Source organism: Rhodococcoides sp. S146-33 (assembly GCF_059489205.1).
The window spans coordinates 1,164,075-1,182,362 of sequence record NZ_JCAJWY010000001.1 but is presented as its reverse complement, the minus strand read 5'-3'; the positions used below and the strand labels follow the sequence as shown (position 1 = coordinate 1,182,362).

Genomic DNA, 18,288 nt, shown 5'->3' with positions numbered 1-18,288 from the left:
AGCTTCTGTTCGACTTCGGGGGGAGTACGTCAATGGGTCTGGGCAAAATTTTGATTCGTCTCGCGGCATTGGTAGCGCTGCTGTTCGGGGTCATGTGGGCAATCCCGCAGTTGGCACCGCCGGTACCGGAACCGTACGAGGGTGTACAGGTTCTACCGCCGGTGTCGCCGAAACCCACGGGCTCGACGACGGCCCCGCCGCCACTGCCACCGGGCTTTCCGTCGATGAACCGTCCGCCACCGAAAATCGAGGTACCCGCCGGGCAACCGCAGCCCATCGCCACCAAATTCGGTTGGACTTACGAAATACCGGCAGAGTGGCGAAACTTCTCGACCGGAATCGCGGGTTGGTCGAACGATGGTAAGTCGGTCGTCTACGGTGCCAGTGCCGATTACGGCTACGGCTACTGCCCAGAAGTGGACGGGTCGTCGCTCGCCGAGTCCGGTATGACTGGCCGCAACGGGATGGACTTGCACGCCGCGGCGCTGGACGCTGCCCGCGGTGCGGAAGTCGTCTTCGGCGATGACTCCGCTGCCCCACCACGCATCGAATACTCGGAGCCTCAGGACATCGAGGTCGATGGGGAGCCTGCCGTGCGATACACCGTTCGTGGCTCGGGCATCCACGCCAGCGTGGAATGCAGCCCAACCGAGGCCACATTCGACGTCGTGGCGATACCGGGATTCGCCACGGCAACCGTCGCGGTATTCATGGTTCAGCTCGACCAGAGCAACGAGGGCTCGCTGGACTACTCGACTGTGGACACCCTGATCTCGACACTCCGCAAGCCTGGTTCGACGACGGGGCAGCCCCGATGACCGAGGAGACCTTCGAGGGCGATCCCTCGGAAATCGCCGGCCTCGGAGACCTTCTCGATCACATTGGCGGCGATACTCTGGCCAGTCATCGCTTTCTGCTCGATCATGCGGGCCTTGGCGAGAACGTGGTCGGGCAGATTTTGAAGCGACTTCAGCCGTATCTCGCACGGTTTCAGGAAATGACACGCACTCGGCAGGTTCACTTGTCCGTCAATTGCGGGGAGATGGGCGCCGAGCTCAATAAGGCTGCCTGGTTGTATGCCGATCAAGATCAGCAGAATTACGACCTACTCAACGCGCACACATCTCTGCCACCGCTACCGGGCATCGACCGCGGCAGTTCGGATCACGCCGCGGCCGGGCATGTCGATGATTTCGACGGTGCCGCCGAGTACGGCCGTCCCCATGGGATCGACTATCCTGCACCGAATCCCGTTATCGACGACATCCGAGACCTACTCGACGAAGCTGCGAGCTGGCTCGGAGAGATCGACAGAACGATCTTCGAGCTCTCCGGATGGAGCCCTCTGAACGAGGCGACGATTCCGATCACCGGCAACTGGAACGAGATCAGGAGAATCGGCCAGGCGTATCAGATTGCGGGCGACGCGATGGAAGCCGCCTGTGAATCGTTCGCCGCGGGAGTACGTCGTATCGACAGCCACTGGAACGGCGCTGCCGCACAGGCATTCACCGACTATGCCGACCGACAACTGGCCGCGATGCGATGGGAAGGTCCGGCCGGCCGAACGATCGCCGCAATCTGTACAGCCGTCGCCGAGCAACTTCGTGGCGCAGCGCTGGCAGTGGTTCAGAAAGTCGTCGAATTGCTCGAGTCCGAAGTGGCCGTCGACAATGCCCGCGGGGCATTGAAGGTCATGCTCAAGAAAGTGCCGGTGGTCGGCACCGCATGGCAGGTTGAGAGCATTATCGAAATATGCTGGACAGCAATGGATCTGACGAAAGACCTCATTGTGAAGATCGAGCAGGTGGTCGACGACTTCGGCGGGTTCCTCGACGCGCTGGGCGACCCCGAAGGCCAGGTAGGCCAGAAGATCGACGACACCTTACGGCCGCTGAACGACTTCCTCGACTACGGCAAGCAAGCCGTCGAAGCGGGCAAGACCGCGGATATCAGACCGGTACTCGACACACCGGACGAGGACTTCTCGGTCGGCACCGGCGACGAACCATGGCGGGACGCATGATCGAGTCCCTGCCTCCGCACGCCCGAGTTGCCTACGACCGTCTGATGGCATCCTGCGGCGAGCTCGAGTCCGCGCGCACGCGAGCTCTCGACACCGACGTAAAACCTCCGGCGGGAACCCGACACGTCACCGCGGAACTGTTGGCCCGCCTGGCGTCGTCACCACGGGCGTCAGCCGCGTTGGCTCGATTCGCCGATCTCGTCGCATCGGGTGAATGCAGCTGGGAGCGCATCGAGTTGGAGGCGTCTCCGCTCCCTCCTGAGGTCGACGAACTGAAGGGAGATCCGCAGATCGACTGGCCGGCCGAATGGCCGACACCGAACACCGAGGACGAGGTCGAATCTCAGCCGTACCGAATCCCGTGGGAATGAGCCGCCTGCAGCGACGTCTCAGGAACGCGAGACAGTCCGTCCGGCGAAGGCCGCGAGGCGCTCGTAGGCATTGGCCCCGTCCGGTGCGGGCTGTTCCGGGTCGAAAGCACCGGCGCGGCGTTCCTCGGTCAGATTCTCGGACATGAAGGCCATTCCCTCCTCCGCCACGGTCGGGTCGAAATCATCGGTGCCGCGACCGAGCGCGGTCGCGAGATCCCACGCGTGGACCGAGAATTCCGCAGCCACCATGCCGAGCGGCAGCGGCGAACCCGCATCGATCACTGCCAGCAACTCACCGGTGCGGTCGGTCCACAGTGGGATCGGGTCGGGGACGGACTGCGGCGAGATCGACCAATCGATATCTTCGCCGCGGGCCATCGTCACCAACTGACCCGCGGTGTGCACCAGGTGGTCGGTCAGGTCGGCGACGGTCCAGTCGGTGCAGGGCGTGGCCGACGCTCTGGCATCGCCCTCAGCTGCCGCAAGAAGGGTGGTGACCTGGCTGATACCGGTTTCGATCTGGGTGCGGCTCGTCACGATCGTTGTCCTCCGGTCTTCTCTCGGCGGGCGGGGTATGCCGCGAGCGTATGTGCACCTCGTAGCTCACGCAGCGGAAACGGAGCAGGCACAACCGCGCGGTCGGCCGGAGGGTCTGGAAGACTGCGGGTCCATGCGGGGAATCATTCTGGCGGGCGGCACGGGCTCGCGACTTCATCCGATCACGATGGGCGTCAGCAAACAGCTGGTCCCGGTCTACGACAAACCGATGATCTACTACCCGCTCTCGACCCTGATCCTCGCCGGGATCCGCGAGATCCTCATCATCACCACCCCCCAGGACGCCGACCAATTCACCCGCCTGCTCGGCGACGGCTCCCAATTCGGCATCTCCCTGACCTACAAGGTCCAGCATGAACCCAACGGCCTCGCCCAAGCGTTCGTCCTGGGAGCCGACCACATCGGTACCGACAGTGCGGCATTGGTGTTGGGCGACAACATCTTCTACGGCCCCGGCCTGGGCACCCAACTCTCGCGCTTCGAGACCATCGACGGCGGAGCCGTCTTCGCCTACGAGGTCTCCGACCCCACCGCCTACGGCGTCATCGAATTCGATGCGAATCGCAAAGCCATCTCGTTGGAAGAAAAGCCCGCCGCACCGAAATCCAACTACGCCGTCCCCGGCCTGTACTTCTACGACAACGACGTCATCGCCATCGCCCACGACCTCGAGCCGTCCGCGCGTGGGGAGTACGAGATCACCGACGTCAACCGCCACTACTTGGAGGCCGGCCGCCTCCAAGTCGAAGTCCTGCCCCGCGGCACCGCCTGGCTCGACACCGGCACCTTCGACTCACTCCTCGATGCCTCGAACTACGTGCGCACCATCGAACAACGCCAAGGCCTCAAGATCGGGTCCCCCGAAGAAGTCGCCTGGAGGCGCGGGTTCATCACCGACGACGAACTGCGCGTGCGGGCCGAGACGCTCGTCAAATCCGGCTACGGCACCTACCTGTTGGATCTGATCGACCGAGGAAACCGATGACCTTTCGTGAGTTGAGCATCGCCGGTGCCTACGAATACACCCCACGCCAGTTCGGAGACGACCGCGGCGTGTTCTTCGAATGGTTCAAAGCGAGCCTGTTCGAGGAGACCACCGGGCGGGCGTTGCAGTTGAAGCAGGCGAACTGCTCGGTCTCCGCCGCCGGAGTGCTGCGCGGGATCCACTTCACCACCAACCCACCCGGGCAAGCGAAATACGTCACCTGCGCCCGCGGAGCGTTCCTCGACGTCATCGTCGACCTGCGTGTCGGATCCCCGACGTTCGGGCAATGGGACAGCGTGCTGATCGACGACATCGACCGCAAAGCAGTGTTCCTCTCCGAAGGACTCGGCCACGCGATCCTGTCGTTGGAAGACCACTCCACTGTCATGTACCTGTGCAGCCTCGAGTACACCCCGGCCTTGGACCGCGACATCAATCCGCTCGACCCCGCCCTGGGCATCGACTGGCCCACCACCGCCCGCGACGGCACACCCCTGACCTACGAGCTCTCCGACAAGGACACAGCCGCCCCCACCCTCGCCGAGGCCCTCGAAGCCGGATCCCTGCCCACATTCGAGGTGTGACCCCCTTCGTGGGCCGGCCGGGACGGCTGGGTATCCGGCGCAAACAGGCCATACCGGCCATCTCCCCTCGTGCGCGTTTTGCGCCCCTGGAGGTACGCAAAACGCGCACGAGGGGGAGCTAGCGAATCTTGAAGATCACGAAGCGCTGGACGAGGAAGTTGATGACCGTCGCCGTGCCCTGCGCGACGACGAAGGCCACGTTGGCGTACCAGAATCCGTCGGGAAGGGCCTGGTAGAGCCAGGTGTAGATGCCGACCTGGACGGCGAAGGTGACGCCGTACAGCGCGACGACGGCGAGGAACCGGGCACGCGACGGTGCCGCGTTGAACGTCCAGCGACGGTTGATCAGGTACGCGGTGGTGGTTCCGAGTACGAAGCCGATGGCCTTGGCCAGGGTGACCCCGACGCCGAACACGAAATGCAGGATCAGGTTGACGCCCTGATCCACGATCGCCGACAGCACACCCGTCGCCAAGAATCGCAGCACCTGCGTCTTGAGATCGAGGGCCGCGTCGGCGATGTTCTCGGTCAGCGGCAGCTCGACGGGCAGCGGAACGTGATGCTGCAACTCTTCGTCCTCGGGCGACCAGTCGTCGCCCGTGGAGCCTTCTTCTGCGGAGCGGTCGGGGGTGGACACGAGGACTGACACTAGCCGCTGCCGCGGTGCGGGTACCCTCTTGAGCGATGTCCACGACAGCCGACGACGCACTCTTCCCCCTGGAACCACAGGCCGGGAACACTGCGCCGCTACCCACGCAGACCCGCACACTCACCGGTTGGGGCCGCACCGCGCCCTCCACCGGAGAAGTGCTCTCGACCTCCGACCCCGAGCTCATCGCCAGCGCGGTCAAGCAGGTCGCCGAGCAGAACGACTCCAAGCCGTCCTACCTACGACGCGGCGTTATCGCCCGCGGCCTCGGTCGCTCCTACGGTGACAACGCGCAGAACTCCGGCGGCCTCGTCATCGACATGAATGCCCTCAACGGCATTCACAGCATCGACGCGTCGACGCGCATCGTCGACGTCGACGGTGGGGTCAACCTCGATCAGCTGATGCGCGCTGCGCTGCCGTTCGGCCTATGGGTACCGGTGCTGCCGGGAACGCGACAGGTCACGATCGGCGGCGCGATCGGCACCGACATCCACGGCAAGAACCATCACAGCGCGGGCAGCTTCGGCAACCACGTCCGCTCGATGGAACTGCTCACCGCGGATGGTCAGATCCGCCACCTGACGCCGTCGGGCAAGAACGCCAAGCTGTTCTGGGCCACGGTCGGCGGCAACGGCCTGACCGGCATCATCCTGCGCGCGACCATCGAGATGACGCCGACGGAAACGGCTTACTTCATCGCCGACGGTGATGTCACCAGCACCCTCGACGAGACCATCGCCCTGCACAGTGACGGCAGCGAGAACAACTACGACTACTCGAGTGCCTGGTTCGACGCGGTTGCTCCGCCCCCCAAGCTCGGCCGCGCGGCGTTGTCACGTGGATCGTTGGCGCGTCTGGATCAGCTGCCCGAGAAGTTGCAGAAGGATCCGCTGCGCTTCAACGCAAAGCCCCTGGTGACGTTTCCGGACATCTTCCCGAACGGTCTGGCGAACAAGTTCACGTTCTCCGCGGTCGGCGAAGCCTGGTATCGCAAGGCCGGCAACTATCGGAACAAGATCCAGAGCCTGACTGCGTTCTATCACCCCCTCGACATGTTCGGTGAGTGGAACCGTGCTTACGGCTCCAAGGGATTCCTGCAGTACCAGTTCGTGGTGCCGCCGGAGGCAGTCGACGAGTTCAAGAAGATCATCGTCGACATCCAGAAGTCGGGGCACTACTCGTTCCTCAACGTGTTCAAGCTGTTCGGGCCCGGAAACAAAGCGCCACTGAGCTTTCCGATTCCTGGCTGGAACATCTGCGTCGACTTCCCGATCAAGCCGGGCCTGAACGAGTTCGTCCGCGAACTCGACAAGCGCGTGCTGGAGTTCGGTGGCCGTCTGTACACCGCGAAGGATTCGCGCACCGACGCCGAGACGTTCCATTCGATGTACCCACGGATCGACGAGTGGATCAAGGTCCGCCGATCTGTAGACCCCACAGGCGTTTTCGCCTCCGATATGGCTAGAAGGCTGGAACTGCTGTGACGATTGACGCCGTAGGTAACCCACAGACGATTCTCGTTCTGGGTGGTACCAGCGAGATCGGTCTCGCGATCACCGAGGAGTACCTGTCGAAGTCTCCGGCACGTGTCATCCTCGCTGCGCTGCCGAACGACCCGCTTCGTGACGGTGCCGTCGCACAACTGACTGCCAAGGGCGCAAAGTCGGTCGACGTCATCGACTTCGATGCTCTCGATACCGCGTCACACCCGAAGGTGATCGACGCGGCCTGGGCCAAGGGTGACGTCGACGTCGCCATCGTTGCCTTCGCCGTCGACTTCGATGCCGAGCAGCTCTGGCAGGACCAGCGCAAGGCCGTCCTCGCCGCGAACATCAACTACACCGCTTCCGTCTCGGTCGGCGTGCTGCTCGGCGAGAAGATGAAGGCGCAGGCCTACGGCCGCATCATCGTCATGTCCTCGGTGGCCGGCGAGCGGGTTCGCCGCTCCAACTTCGTCTACGGCTCCACCAAGGCCGGACTCGACGGGTTCTACCTCGGACTCGGAGAAGCGCTGCGCGAGTTCGGACCTCGCGTCACCGTCGTTCGTCCGGGCATGGTGCGCACCAAGTTCAGCGCGCACGTAAAGGAAGCCCCGATGACCGTCGACAAGGAGGTCATCGCCAAGCTCGCGGTCAACGCGTCGCGCAAAGGCACTCCGCTCATCTGGACTCCCGCACCGTGGCGTCTGGTGATGATGGTGCTGCGGCACGTTCCGCGGCCGATCTTCCGCAAGCTGCCCATCTAACTGCATGACTGTCGGGGTTGCGCCGGCACGCAGAACTGCGTCTGCCGTCGGAGAAACAGTTGCCGGAATTCTCGTTGCTGTCGTGGTGGCGACAATCGGGTTGTACGCCTTCTCACTGGTTCAGTGGCCGGCGTTCAACTCGTCCAACGTCACTCGCGCTCTGACAACCCTGGGGCAGGTAGTAGCTGCGGCACTGTTCGCCACGTCGATCTACCTGTACCGAATCCGCAAGTGGCCATGGGTCGCTCGACTTGCAGCGTGGGTCGGTCTGTCCGGCTTCGTCACCGTCACCCTCGGCATGCCCTTGGCGGCAACCAAGCTGTACCTGTTCGGCATCTCGGTCGACCAGGAGTTCCGCACCGAATACCTGACACGCCTCACCGATTCGGCGTCGTTGCGCGACATGACGTACGCGGACATCCCACCGTTCTACCCGGCCGGATGGTTCTGGGTCGGCGGACGCGTCGGCAACATCCTGGGTATGGACGGGTGGGAAGTATTCAAGCCGTATGCAATTGGGCTGCTAGCCGTCACATCGGTGGTGGCCTTCATACTGTGGAAGGCCCTGATCCGCAGCGACTGGGCCGTCGCCGTCAGTGCTGTCACGACCGCTTTGGTGGTTGCCTACGCCTCCCCCGAGGCCTACAGCGCTGTCATCGTGCTGCTGTTCGCCCCGGCATTGCTGCTGGCGTGGGGTGCGTTGCACCGGCCCACCGGGATGAATGTGGCATCCAGTCAGTCAGAGTGCAAGAAAGGGACATTGATCCCGAGTGGGGGGCGCGCCGGCGGGTGGGGTGCAGTGCTCGGCACCGGCCTCTTCCTCGGACTGGCCGCGACGTTCTACACCCTCTACCTCGGCCTGGCCGCGTTCACCGTCGTACTCATGGCGCTGTTCGCCGGCGTTCTGGCCTATCGCGAGCGCAAAGCCTGGCGCGCACTGATGCCCATCGCGATCAAGGTCGCCGCAATCGCTGCCATCTCCGGCGTCATCGCTGCGACCGTGTGGCTGCCGTACCTGGTCGACTTCCTGCGCGGCGCGCCGTCGACATCGGGCACGGCTCTGCACTACCTTCCGGAAGCCGGTGCAACGCTTCCCTTCCCGATGTTCGAGTTCTCCATGTCGGGTGCACTGTGCCTGATCGGCACGGTATGGCTGGCAGTGCGATTCTCCTCCTCGCGTCGAGCGCAGGCACTCGGATTGGGCGTCGCCTCGATATACCTGTGGACGCTGTTGTCCATGGCCGCCACGGCTGCGGGCACCACCCTGCTCTCGTTCCGCCTCGAAGCGGTACTGATCGTATTGCTGGGCAGCGCAGGCGTTTTCGGATTTCTCGAAGGCAGTCACGCGATCTACCAGGCCATCAACGAGCCACCCAAGTTTCGTATCGCTGCCGTCGTCGTGGCGATCGTCGGTGCCATGGCCTTCGCGCAGAACATCCCCCAGGTACTGCAGACCGAGATCACCGTCGCCTACTCCGACACCGACGGTGACGGCAACCGCGCCGACATGCGCCCACCGAGCGCGGTCTCGTACTACCGCGAGGTCGACGATGCCCTCACCGAGCAGACTCAGTGCCCACGCGACGAGACCGTCGTGCTGACCACGGACACCTCGTTCCTCAGCTACTACCCGTACTTCGGATTCCAAGGACTGACCTCGCACTACGCCAACCCGCTGGCGCAATTCGACCAACGAGCCTCCGCCATCGAGCAGTGGACCGAACTCGAGACCCCCGATCAGATGATCGAGGCGCTCGACAACAGCCGGTGGCGCGCGCCGGACGCCTTCCTGTTCCGACGCGGAGCCGACGGCTACACCCTGCGGCTGGCCGAGGACGTCTATCCCAACGACCCCAACGTGCGCCGCTACACCGTCACCTTCCCCGAAGCGCTGTTCGAGGATCCACGCTTCACTGTCACCGATATCGGGCCCTTCGCGCTTGTGGTGCGAACCGGTTGATCGCTCGATAGTCCCGCACGGAATCGCGACCCCGGATGCGCCCGGCGGTGTGGATCAGTGCGGGTATCGCTCCTCGCCGGTCACGACGATCGGTACGGGCGAGTTCTTGTTGCTACGACCGAGTTGCGCCGCGGCATCGACGATCCAATTGGTGAACTCCACCGCCAGATGCATACGGTGTCCTTCGATCAATTCCTCCGGTGCGGCGTCTGGGAAGTAGATTCCCAGCCGAGCGTCGAATCCAGCTGCGGTGTCCCTCAATTGGTGCAGCGCGTGCGCGACGATGGTGCCGTCGGGCAGTCGAATCTCGGCAACGACGCGGTGCTGATAGTTCGGGTCGGGGGCTACGACTGCGTGGGCCTCGTCGGTCCACATGACCCGGGAGTCGGAGATGTGCGGTCCGATGTTTTCGACCACCTGATGACCCCCCTCGATGGTTGCCATGACGAAATGCTCGGGATGAGCTGCACGTTTCTGGGCCTCGGTAGTGGACGGTGAGCGGAAGTACGCCAGGAATTCTGCGGCGCTGATTCCTGTCACACGCAGTTCGGTCTGCGCGCCGTGCCATGCGCCGTTGGACGCCGCGGTCCACGAAGTGAGCTTTTCGGCCGTCGATTGAATGTCGGGCGCGAGCAGTTCCAGCAAGCGCTCCGGCCCCAGCTTGGATTTGAGCGTTGCCAGGGCGCGCCGAGCAAAGAACAATTCCCAGTCGGTCACGGTCCCGGGGGATGTCGGGCCGGATACGACGGTTACGTCGACAGTAGTGGGTTGAGTAACGACAGTGTCGGTCACGGTTCGGTGCTCCTCGGTTGTGTTCGGACGATGACGGCCCGTTGTGGACCTGTTGTGGCGCAGGGTTTTTGCGGGTGCGCTGATTCCGTCAGAAGCCGGTGGACAGCGGTACCGGATCGACCCCGGAGACGATGCGTTGACTGATCTCGCCGAGCTGTTCGACGGCCAGGTGGACCCGGTCGCCCGGCTGAAGCCAGCCGCGGAACGAATCAGTTTGCGCTGCATAGTGTTCGAAGAGGCATCCGGAGGGGACGGTACCGGATCCGATCACGTCGCCGGGGCGCAGCTCGGTACCGCGTGAGGTGTAGGCGATCATGTCTGCGAAATCCCAGTCGATGCTGTCCCATCGCCCGGTCCCGACCTGCTCACCATTGACCGAGGCGGTCATCGTCAGCGCGAAACCTTTTCCAGCCCGGTACGGTTCGAGCTCGTCAGGTGTGACCAGGAAGGGGCCGAGAGTGTTTGCACCGTCTTTGCCCTTGGCGGGTCCCGCGCCCAGGGGCATCTCGGCCAGTTGCAGGTCCCGGGCGCTCCAATCGCAGAAGATGGTGTAACCGGCGATGTGTTCGTGAGCCAGGTCCCGTGGAATATCGTGCCCGGCCGTCCCGATGACGGCGGCGACCTCGAGCTCGAAGTCGAACCACGCCGAGCCCGGTGAGATGGGAACGTCATCAGTGGGCCCGAGAACAGCGGCTGCATTGGTGAAGTAGAAGATCGGAACCTGCTCGTAGCGCTCGTCGATGGTCATTCCGGCGGGTCCGGCGCAGTTGCGCATGTGTTGCAGAAAGCCCATGCAATCCCTGATGGAGGGCGGTGCCAGCGGCGCGCACACCGTGACCTCGGACAGGTGTGCGGTGTGATCGCTCTGCCGCAAGGCTGAATCGGCGTGCGACATCAACCCGTCCGGCGACGACAACAGGTCGAGCATCGTCGGCCCCGCGGCCAGGCCATGGACGATGTCGTCGCTGTCGAGCACACCGACTCGCTCGACACCATCGTGACGGTAGGTCAGCCAGCGCATCAGCGGTCACCCGATGTCATCGCGGTCGAACCTGCCATCTCCAATTCGACGATCTGGTCGAAGATGCTCAGCAATTCCCGTTGCGGCAGTTGCGGATCCAGGGCACGGTAGACGGCGGTGACGTTCTGCGCCAGACGCCCGTGGCCGGACATCCCCGCAAAGCGGCCGAGGTCGATCGAGGCCGCCGCGGTGGCGGCATCCATACCCTCCTCGAACCGCTTGGTGGCTTCGGTGACGAGGAACGCCAGGTAGTCGCGAACCTGGGCCACGCCGGATTTGTCGGTGACGGGACCGTGCCCGGGGACGATCGTGTCCAGCGGCATGTCCAGCAAGAGATCGCAGGTATCGATCCAGCGCTGCGGCGGGCCCGCCCACACGATCGGCGTGCTGTCGATGAACAGGATGTCGCCGGCGTACAACACCTTCGAGTCGGGTACGTGCACCATCACATCGCCGACCGTGTGTGCGGGGCCGACCTCGATCAGTTCGACTTCGCGGCCGCCGACGTCGACGGAAAGTCGCCCCGTGAAGGTCCGGGTGGGGGGAACAACGGTGATGTCGTCGAACCGGAACGGTGCCAGTGCAGCAGTCATGTACTCGCCGATACGGCCCGGTACGTGCGGCAAACCCGCCAGCTCGTCGACCGAATGTTGGGTCATCAACTGCGCCGCGGCCTCGGAAGCGATGATCTGCACGCTCGGCGACGCCACCAACTGGTTGCCGAAGAAGTGGTCGCCGTCGGAGTGAGTGTTGACCACCGTCGACAGAGGTGCCGCATCGGTATGGGACTCGATCGCGGCGAGCATCTCGCTCGTGGTGGCGAGGTCGATGAGTGTATCCACCATCAACGACGCCCCACCGCCCACTATCAGCCCTGAGTTACTCAACCCCCAGCCCCCGTCGGGCTGCAGCCAGGCGTGACACCCGTTCCCCAGATCGCGTAGCTCTTTCTTGTAGGTCACTGATGCTCCTCGAGTCGGGTGGTAGCGAAGTTCGAATATTCGAAGTCGGTCGAGTCGGCGTCGCGACATCCTCATGTCATTAACGCGAGTTGACACGCGTTTAATGTAACCCCGGTCATAGCTTTTCGACAAGGACTGTCGCGCTAGGCTGAGCGGATGAGCGATCCAGACAGCGCGGTGCGCCGTCGACACGGCGGCCGCTCCGCGCGTATCCGCAGCGCGGTGCTCGACGCCACGGCGGACGTTCTGAGCGAACTCGGATGGTCGGGCTTCACGGTGACCGAGGTCGCGAGCCGTTCCGGCGTGCACGAGTCGTCGATCTACCGCCGATGGGGCACGCGTGAACGACTCGTCATCGAAGCCATGATGCTGGGCGGCAACCAGCATCTACCGATCCCCGACACCGGGGCGCTGCACGACGACCTGGTCACCTTCGCCCTCGAGCTCGTCGAATATCTGACCTCTCCGGTCGGCTCGGCCACCACCCATGCGCTGGTCTCACCGATCGACGACCCGACGATCGCCGAGTCGAGCGCTCGATACTTCGACGCCCGATTCCAGCTTGCCAGCGTCATCGTCAGTCGCGCCGTACTGCGCGGAGAACTGCCCGACAGCGCCTTCGGCGACGCTGCCACCGCCATCGAATTGCTCGTTGCCCCCGTGCATTTCCGCTACCTCGTCAGTCGACAACCCATCACCGAAGACATGGTCCATCACCTCGCAGACCTGGTGATCCGGGCATTGGGCGGCACCACCCCCAAACGCGCACGGTCTTGACCCGACTCCTCGAACGTCTCTCGCCACGCTCTGCCGATCGACGCCCCGACACCTGCAGCCCGTTAATGCGATTGCTTTGCTTTAGTCCACACCCCGGCACTGGATCTCTGCTGAGCGCATGGCGCAGCAAGCACGGTGTACAGGGCCGAGCGCATGTGTTGCATGCATTCGTCGACTCCGCAGAGGCGGCCGTGGAACGAGATCGAGCCCGCCGAAGTGGGCGGGCCTTCGTCCCCCGACTGTCAGACCCAGTAAGCCCGAGCACCACCACGTACTCAGACCGGTTCACGTGCAGGTGTGACCCAGGTCTTCCGGGTTTTCGCGCACCGTGATCTTTCTGTAACCTCGACCCGATGACCACCCACGACCAGAGCGTTCTCGAGCGGCAGCCGACCACGGCACCGGCTCGACACTCCGGCGTCGGGCGCGGTGACGTCGTAGCGGCCGTCGGATTTCTGATCGCCGCCGTCTACGACCTGCAGGGTCAGTGGCGCAACCTGAGCGGCGGCTACCTCTACAACAGCGGCCAGGACCAGACGATGTGGGAGTGGTTCTTCTCCGTCGCTGCCCATGCCGTCGCGCATCTGGACAACCCACTGTCGAGTGACCTGCAGAATTACCCCCTCGGGGTGAATCTGATGGCGAACACCGCGATGTTCGGCATCTCGATTCCACTGGCTCCGATCACGTTGCTCTTCGGACCGACGGTCACCTGGGCGATCGCCCTCACCGCCGGCCTCGCCGGGACTTCCTTCGCCTGGTACTGGCTGTTCTCGCGCCAGCTCAACGCCTCCAAGGGCGCAGCTGCAATGGGCGGTGCACTGTGCGGCTTCGCTCCCGGCGCGATTTCCCACGCCAACGGCCACCCCAACTTCGTGGTGCTGTTCCTGCTCCCGGTGATCGCAATTCTGGTCACCCGCATCGCCCACGGCGGCGGAACCACCAAGAACACCATCGGGCTCGGCCTGATCGTCGCGCTCCAGATCCTGCTCGGCGAAGAGCCGCTGCTGATCTTCGCGATGTCGTTCGCCATCTTCGCCGTCGTCTACTACGTGTCGCGGCCACGTTCTCTCTGGCCTGCCGTCCGCAATGCCGTGCCCCGGCTCGCTGTCTCCGCGAGTATCGCGCTGGCGATCGTTGCGCTCCCGCTGTGGTGGCAGTTCTTCGGGCCGCAGTCGTACTCCTTCCTCGAACACGGCCCGATGGGCAACGACGCCAAGGCCCTGTTCCAGTTCCCGACGCAGTCGATAGGTGGCGTCGCGACTCCGGGGCAGAACGTCCGCATCAACGCGACCGAAGAGAACGCGTACTTCGGCTGGCCGCTGCTGGTGCTGTGCCTGGTCGCGGCATTGTGGATGTGGCGTGTCGCCTGCGCTCGAGCCGCCGCGGCGACCGCCGTCGTCATGAGCGTGCTCTCGCTCGGCGCGACGCTCATGATCGGCAAGAACGACACCGGCATCACCCTGCCGTGGACGAAGCTCGCCGAGTACCCCCTCGTCGAGTCCGTCCTCGAAACCCGCTTCGCGTTGGGCGCGGTACCGGCGCTGGCCCTGTTGCTCGTGCTGGCCACCGATCGGACGTTCCGGAACGGACTGCGTCCACTACCTGCGTTCTGGATCGCCGGACTCGCCCTCGCACTCGTCCCGCTGATCCCGACTCCACTGGTCGCCGTCGACAAATCTCCGACGCCGGACTTCTTCGCCGACGGAGAGTGGGAGAACTTCGTCGACGACGGTTCCGTTGTCACCGTGCCCCTGCCCCGGCCCGAGGACGCCCGTCCGCTGCGCTGGCAGATGGACGCCGACATGGGCTTCAAGCTGGCGGCCGGATACTTCGTCGGACCGAGCGATCAAGAAGAGAAGGTTGCCAAGTACGGAGCCGTCGACCGACCGACGGCACTGTTGCTGGGCTCGGTGTACGACCAAGGCACTGTTCCGGAGATAACCGACGATCAACGCGCCCAGGCCGTCGAGGATCTGACGTTCTGGGAGGCGGATGTCGTCGTCCTGCCGCCGAGCAAGCGGACCGTTGCACTGCGGGCCACCGTCACCGAACTGCTGGGTGTCCAGCCGCAATACACCGGTGGCGTGTGGGTGTGGGATGTGCGCACGCTCGTCCAATAGCATCGTCGGCGTGCCCGAGACCGCTCCGAACGTCAAGACCGCCCGGCTGGTAGCGATCATCACCGGCATCATCGGTGCGGTTCTGGCCATCGCGACTCCCCTGTTACCGGTTCAGCAGGACGTCGCTGCTCTCTCGTGGCCGCAGAGCTCGTTCGGCAGCGTGAACGCCCCGTTGGTGAGCTACTCGCCCGTCGACCTCGAGGCCACCGTTCCATGCAACGCGGCCACTGCTCTCGCCGACGGCGGCACGCTGGTCTCCACCGCACCCATCGCGGCTGCGAAGACCGAGCAGAAGGCACTGATCGTGCGGGTCGACGACGGCCGACTGCAAGTGCTGCTGCGTGATCGCGTTCTTGCCGAGGCACCCATCGACGAGCTGAGCGGTAACTGCGCGCTGACAGTGTCGTCGAACGCCACCCGTACGGTCGTCGACCTCGACGGCGAGGCGAACACCGTGGACAGCGACATCCGGCCCCAGGTCGTCGGCATCTACACCGACCTCACGGCACCGATCGACGGCCTCAGCGTGCGCGCGGACATCGACTCGCGCTACTCCTCGGCTCCGACGACGTTCAAATTGCTGGCGATGATTTTCGGCGCACTCGCCGTGATCGCCTCCCTGTTCGCGCTGCATCGGCTCGACGGCATGGACGGGCGACGCCACCGACGATTCCTTCCCTCGCGCTGGAAGTCCGTTACCGGTGTCGACGCCGTTGTGGTGGGGGTGCTGGTGCTGTGGCATTTCATCGGCGCGAACACCTCCGACGACGGTTACCTGCTCAACATGGCCCGCGTCTCCGAGAACGCCGGCTACATGGCCAACTACTTCCGCTGGTTCGGCGTCCCGGAAGCACCGTTCGGCATGCCGTACTACGACATGCTCGCCGCGCTCGCCAAGGTCAGCACCGCCAGCATCTGGATGCGCCTGCCCGCCACCATCGCAGCGCTGCTGTGCTGGCTGGTCATCAGCCGCGAGGTCATCCCCCGCCTCGGCCGTGCAGTGCTCACCAACCGTGTCGCGCTGTGGACCGCAGGATTCGTGTTCCTCGCCTTCTGGCTGCCCTACGACAACGGACTGCGCCCGGAACCGGTCATCGCCCTCGGAGCCCTGTTGACGTGGTGCTCGGTCGAGCGCGCCATTGCCACCGGGCGACTGCTCCCGGCCGCGATCGGCACCCTGATCGCCGCGTTCTCGCTCGCCGCCGGACCCACCGGACTGATCGCCGTCGCCGCTCTGCTCGCCGGGCTGCGCCCACTGGTGATGATCGTGGTCAAGCGAGCTCGTCAAGTGGGCCTGCTCGCCGTTCTCGCGCCGCTGATGGCGTCGGGACTGGCGGTGCTGATCGCGATCTTCGCCGACCAGACTCTGAGCACCGTGCTCGAAGCGACCCGAGTGCGCTCGGCCATCGGACCGAACGTGCCGTGGTTCGAGGAACGCGTGCGCTGGGACGCACTGATGACCATCTCGCCCGACGGCTCGCTCGCCCGAAGATTCGGCATGTTCGCGATGCTGCTGTGCATCGTCGTGTGCATCGCGGTGATGCTCCGCAAGAACGGACGCATCCCCGGTACGGCCACCGGGCCGTCGCGTCGGATACTCGGAATCATCCTGGGCGCATTGGCTTTCATGATGTTCACACCGACCAAGTGGACCCACCACTTCGGCGTGTACGCCGGTCTCGCGGCATCGGTGGCCGCGCTGGCTGCCGTCGCCGTGACCGCGGCGACCGTGCGATCTCCGCGCAACAGAACGCTGTTCACTGCCGCTGTTCTGTTTCTGACTGCGGTCGCGTTCACCAGCTCCAACGGTTGGTGGTACGTGTCGAGTTACGGCATTCCGTGGTTCGACAAGCCACCGTCCATTGCCGGAAAGGGCTTTTCGACGATCCTGCTCGGTCTGACGGTTCTGACGCTGCTCTACGCCGCCTACCAACACGTCCGATTGCCCTATCGTAAAAAGGAACCCACTACGCGTCGACGATTCGCACCGTCCGCACTGACCATCGTCGCCGGTGGTGTCGTCGCCTTCGAGGTGCTCTCGTTCGTCAAAGGCGCTGTGGCGCAATACCCGGCGTACTCCATTGCTCGATCCAACTTCTCGGCCCTCGCCGGAAACTCGTGCGGACTCGCCGGCGACGTGCAGGTGGAAACCGACGTCAACGGCTCGGTCCTACAACCGATCGACCCCGCAGCCGACGCACTGGGTGCCGGCGGGAGTACCGGATTCACACCCGACGGCGTCGCGCAGGATCTGACCGCAGACTCCGAGGACACCGCGCAGGGCAGCGCCAACTCGATCCGGCCCGAGGACTCGGAACAGAGCGCGGCGGCAACGTCGTCGAACTCTGCGGGTACGTCGGGCGGTACCAACGAGAACGTCGGAATCAACGGCAGCACAGTCGCTTTGCCATTCGGCTTGAATCCTGCGACCACTCCGGTACTGGGTAGCTTCGGTGCCACCGAGCCTGCGTCCCTGACCTCGGGTTGGTATTCGCTGCCCGAAGACGGCGACCGCGGCGACCTGATCGCCATCGCCGCCGCAGGCCGAATCCGATCGGTCGACGGGGACGGCATCGTCACTCCGGGCCAACCCGTCGAACTCGAATACGGACGCCGCGACGGTAGCGACACACAGGCGCTGGGCCGCGTCACGCCTCTCGATATCGGCCCGTCGCCGTCGTGGCGCAATCTGCGGGTCCCGATGAGCGATCTACCGGCCGAGGCAGACGTCGTTCGCATCGTCGCCGAGGACAACGATCTGGCCGGCAATCAGTGGCTCGCCGTCACTCCGCCGCGGGTCCCGAAGACACAGACGCTGAACTCGCTCGTCGGATCGACCGATCCGGTGCTGCTGGACTGGGCCGTCGGATTGGCGTTCCCGTGCCAGCGACCGTTCGATCATCGGGACGGCGTCGCCGAGGTGCCCAAGTACCGGATTCTGCCCGACCGCACCGGGGCCGAATCCACCAACGCCTGGCAGGACTCGATCGGCGGTGGCCCACTGGGCTGGACCGAGCTGCTCCTCGGGGCGCAGACGCTGCCGTCGTATCTCGCCGACGACTACGCCCGGGATTGGGGCTCGATCGAGAGATTCATGCCACTCGATCCGGCCGCTGCGACCGCTCGGATCGCCGTCGACCAGCAGTCTCGGTCCGGACTGTCCAGCGACGGACCGATGAAAACCGACTGATTCCCTGTTTCTGGATCGGTTACGGGGCCGGTGCCTGTGTGA

Annotated in this window: 16 protein-coding genes; 11 read left to right on the top strand and 5 right to left on the bottom strand. The window is 64.5% G+C overall.

Going from position 1 to position 18,288, the window contains the following annotated elements; translation table 11 throughout:
• Positions 1–32 precede the first annotated feature (32 nt).
• Genes AC5WEY_RS05670 through AC5WEY_RS05660 form a run of 3 tightly spaced genes read left to right on the top strand, consistent with a single transcriptional unit; the run spans position 33 to position 2,397 of the window.
• The gene (locus tag AC5WEY_RS05670; RefSeq protein WP_495645030.1) at positions 33–818 is read left to right on the top strand and encodes a DUF8017 domain-containing protein; all 786 of its coding nucleotides are present in this window, start codon (positions 33–35) and stop codon (positions 816–818) included.
• Entirely contained in the window at positions 815–2,026 is a 1,212-nt protein-coding gene (locus tag AC5WEY_RS05665; protein WP_495645029.1) for a WXG100 family type VII secretion target, read from the top strand. The genes AC5WEY_RS05670 and AC5WEY_RS05665 overlap by 4 nt, the downstream gene beginning before the upstream one ends.
• Positions 2,023–2,397, top strand: a complete 375-nt coding sequence (locus AC5WEY_RS05660; RefSeq protein WP_156399545.1) for a hypothetical protein — start codon at positions 2,023–2,025, stop codon at positions 2,395–2,397. The genes AC5WEY_RS05665 and AC5WEY_RS05660 overlap by 4 nt, the downstream gene beginning before the upstream one ends.
• Before the next feature lie 18 nt (positions 2,398–2,415).
• Here AC5WEY_RS05660 and AC5WEY_RS05655 read toward each other — a convergent pair whose 3' ends face one another.
• Entirely contained in the window at positions 2,416–2,934 is a 519-nt protein-coding gene (locus AC5WEY_RS05655; protein WP_495645028.1) for a maleylpyruvate isomerase N-terminal domain-containing protein, read from the bottom strand.
• 133 nt (positions 2,935–3,067) lie between these two features.
• On the opposite strand from AC5WEY_RS05655, the gene rfbA reads away from it, so the two are divergent.
• Positions 3,068–3,940, top strand: coding sequence for a glucose-1-phosphate thymidylyltransferase RfbA (gene rfbA, locus AC5WEY_RS05650; protein WP_495645027.1), 873 nt, complete (start codon positions 3,068–3,070; stop codon positions 3,938–3,940).
• Positions 3,937–4,524: a dTDP-4-dehydrorhamnose 3,5-epimerase family protein gene (locus AC5WEY_RS05645; protein ID WP_495645026.1), complete on the top strand. Its 588-nt coding sequence runs from the start codon at positions 3,937–3,939 to the stop codon at positions 4,522–4,524. The genes rfbA and AC5WEY_RS05645 overlap by 4 nt, the downstream gene beginning before the upstream one ends.
• A 118-nt stretch (positions 4,525–4,642) precedes the next feature.
• Here the strand turns inward: AC5WEY_RS05645 and AC5WEY_RS05640 are convergent, their stop codons facing one another.
• Positions 4,643–5,161 carry a GtrA family protein gene (locus tag AC5WEY_RS05640; RefSeq protein WP_495645025.1) on the bottom strand — a complete coding sequence of 173 codons (519 nt, stop codon included), beginning with the start codon at positions 5,159–5,161 and terminating at the stop codon, positions 4,643–4,645.
• 47 nt (positions 5,162–5,208) lie between these two features.
• Between AC5WEY_RS05640 and dprE1 the strand changes: the two genes are divergently transcribed.
• From dprE1 to AC5WEY_RS05625, 3 genes are read left to right on the top strand one after another with little or no spacing between them, the layout of a single operon-like run.
• Entirely contained in the window at positions 5,209–6,660 is a 1,452-nt protein-coding gene (dprE1, locus tag AC5WEY_RS05635) for a decaprenylphosphoryl-beta-D-ribose oxidase (protein WP_495645024.1), read from the top strand.
• Positions 6,657–7,421 (top strand): decaprenylphospho-beta-D-erythro-pentofuranosid-2-ulose 2-reductase, encoded by a 765-nt coding sequence (gene dprE2 / locus AC5WEY_RS05630; protein ID WP_057477283.1) that lies wholly within the window; start codon positions 6,657–6,659, stop codon positions 7,419–7,421. Before dprE1 ends, dprE2 begins: the two co-directional genes overlap by 4 nt.
• A gap of 4 nt (positions 7,422–7,425) precedes the next feature.
• Entirely contained in the window at positions 7,426–9,381 is a 1,956-nt protein-coding gene (locus tag AC5WEY_RS05625; RefSeq protein ID WP_495645023.1) for a galactan 5-O-arabinofuranosyltransferase, read from the top strand.
• A gap of 54 nt (positions 9,382–9,435) precedes the next feature.
• Here the strand turns inward: AC5WEY_RS05625 and AC5WEY_RS05620 are convergent, their stop codons facing one another.
• The 3 genes from AC5WEY_RS05620 to AC5WEY_RS05610 form a co-directional block, all read right to left on the bottom strand.
• Positions 9,436–10,173, bottom strand: a complete 738-nt coding sequence (locus AC5WEY_RS05620) for a hypothetical protein (RefSeq protein ID WP_495645022.1) — start codon at positions 10,171–10,173, stop codon at positions 9,436–9,438.
• Between the two features lie 88 nt (positions 10,174–10,261).
• Positions 10,262–11,194, bottom strand: coding sequence for a fumarylacetoacetate hydrolase family protein (locus AC5WEY_RS05615; protein WP_495645021.1), 933 nt, complete (start codon positions 11,192–11,194; stop codon positions 10,262–10,264).
• Positions 11,194–12,156, bottom strand: a complete 963-nt coding sequence (locus AC5WEY_RS05610) for an MBL fold metallo-hydrolase (protein WP_495645020.1) — start codon at positions 12,154–12,156, stop codon at positions 11,194–11,196. The genes AC5WEY_RS05615 and AC5WEY_RS05610 overlap by 1 nt, the downstream gene beginning before the upstream one ends.
• 156 nt (positions 12,157–12,312) lie before the next feature.
• Between AC5WEY_RS05610 and AC5WEY_RS05605 the strand changes: the two genes are divergently transcribed.
• The 3 genes from AC5WEY_RS05605 (at position 12,313) to AC5WEY_RS05595 (ending at position 18,246) form a co-directional block, all read left to right on the top strand.
• Positions 12,313–12,933 carry a TetR/AcrR family transcriptional regulator gene (locus AC5WEY_RS05605; RefSeq protein ID WP_495645019.1) on the top strand — a complete coding sequence of 207 codons (621 nt, stop codon included), beginning with the start codon at positions 12,313–12,315 and terminating at the stop codon, positions 12,931–12,933.
• A 353-nt stretch (positions 12,934–13,286) separates the two neighbouring features.
• A complete protein-coding gene (locus AC5WEY_RS05600) occupies positions 13,287–15,056 on the top strand; it encodes a glycosyl transferase (RefSeq protein ID WP_495645018.1) in 1,770 nt (589 codons plus the stop codon).
• Positions 15,034–18,246 (top strand): arabinosyltransferase domain-containing protein, encoded by a 3,213-nt coding sequence (locus AC5WEY_RS05595; RefSeq protein WP_495645017.1) that lies wholly within the window; start codon positions 15,034–15,036, stop codon positions 18,244–18,246. The genes AC5WEY_RS05600 and AC5WEY_RS05595 overlap by 23 nt, the downstream gene beginning before the upstream one ends.
• Positions 18,247–18,288: the final 42 nt, after the last annotated feature.

Coding starts and splice junctions, on each gene's coding strand:
- AC5WEY_RS05670 (WP_495645030.1), top strand. CDS start 33: ATGGGTCTGGGCAAAATTTTGATTCGTCTCGCGGCATTGGTAGCGCTG.
- AC5WEY_RS05665 (WP_495645029.1), top strand. CDS start 815: ATGACCGAGGAGACCTTCGAGGGCGATCCCTCGGAAATCGCCGGCCTC.
- AC5WEY_RS05660 (WP_156399545.1), top strand. CDS start 2,023: ATGATCGAGTCCCTGCCTCCGCACGCCCGAGTTGCCTACGACCGTCTG.
- rfbA (WP_495645027.1), top strand. CDS start 3,068: ATGCGGGGAATCATTCTGGCGGGCGGCACGGGCTCGCGACTTCATCCG.
- AC5WEY_RS05645 (WP_495645026.1), top strand. CDS start 3,937: ATGACCTTTCGTGAGTTGAGCATCGCCGGTGCCTACGAATACACCCCA.
- dprE1 (WP_495645024.1), top strand. CDS start 5,209: ATGTCCACGACAGCCGACGACGCACTCTTCCCCCTGGAACCACAGGCC.
- AC5WEY_RS05625 (WP_495645023.1), top strand. CDS start 7,426: ATGACTGTCGGGGTTGCGCCGGCACGCAGAACTGCGTCTGCCGTCGGA.
- AC5WEY_RS05615 (WP_495645021.1), bottom strand. CDS start 11,194: ATGCGCTGGCTGACCTACCGTCACGATGGTGTCGAGCGAGTCGGTGTG.
- AC5WEY_RS05605 (WP_495645019.1), top strand. CDS start 12,313: ATGAGCGATCCAGACAGCGCGGTGCGCCGTCGACACGGCGGCCGCTCC.
- AC5WEY_RS05600 (WP_495645018.1), top strand. CDS start 13,287: ATGACCACCCACGACCAGAGCGTTCTCGAGCGGCAGCCGACCACGGCA.
- AC5WEY_RS05595 (WP_495645017.1), top strand. CDS start 15,034: ATGTGCGCACGCTCGTCCAATAGCATCGTCGGCGTGCCCGAGACCGCT.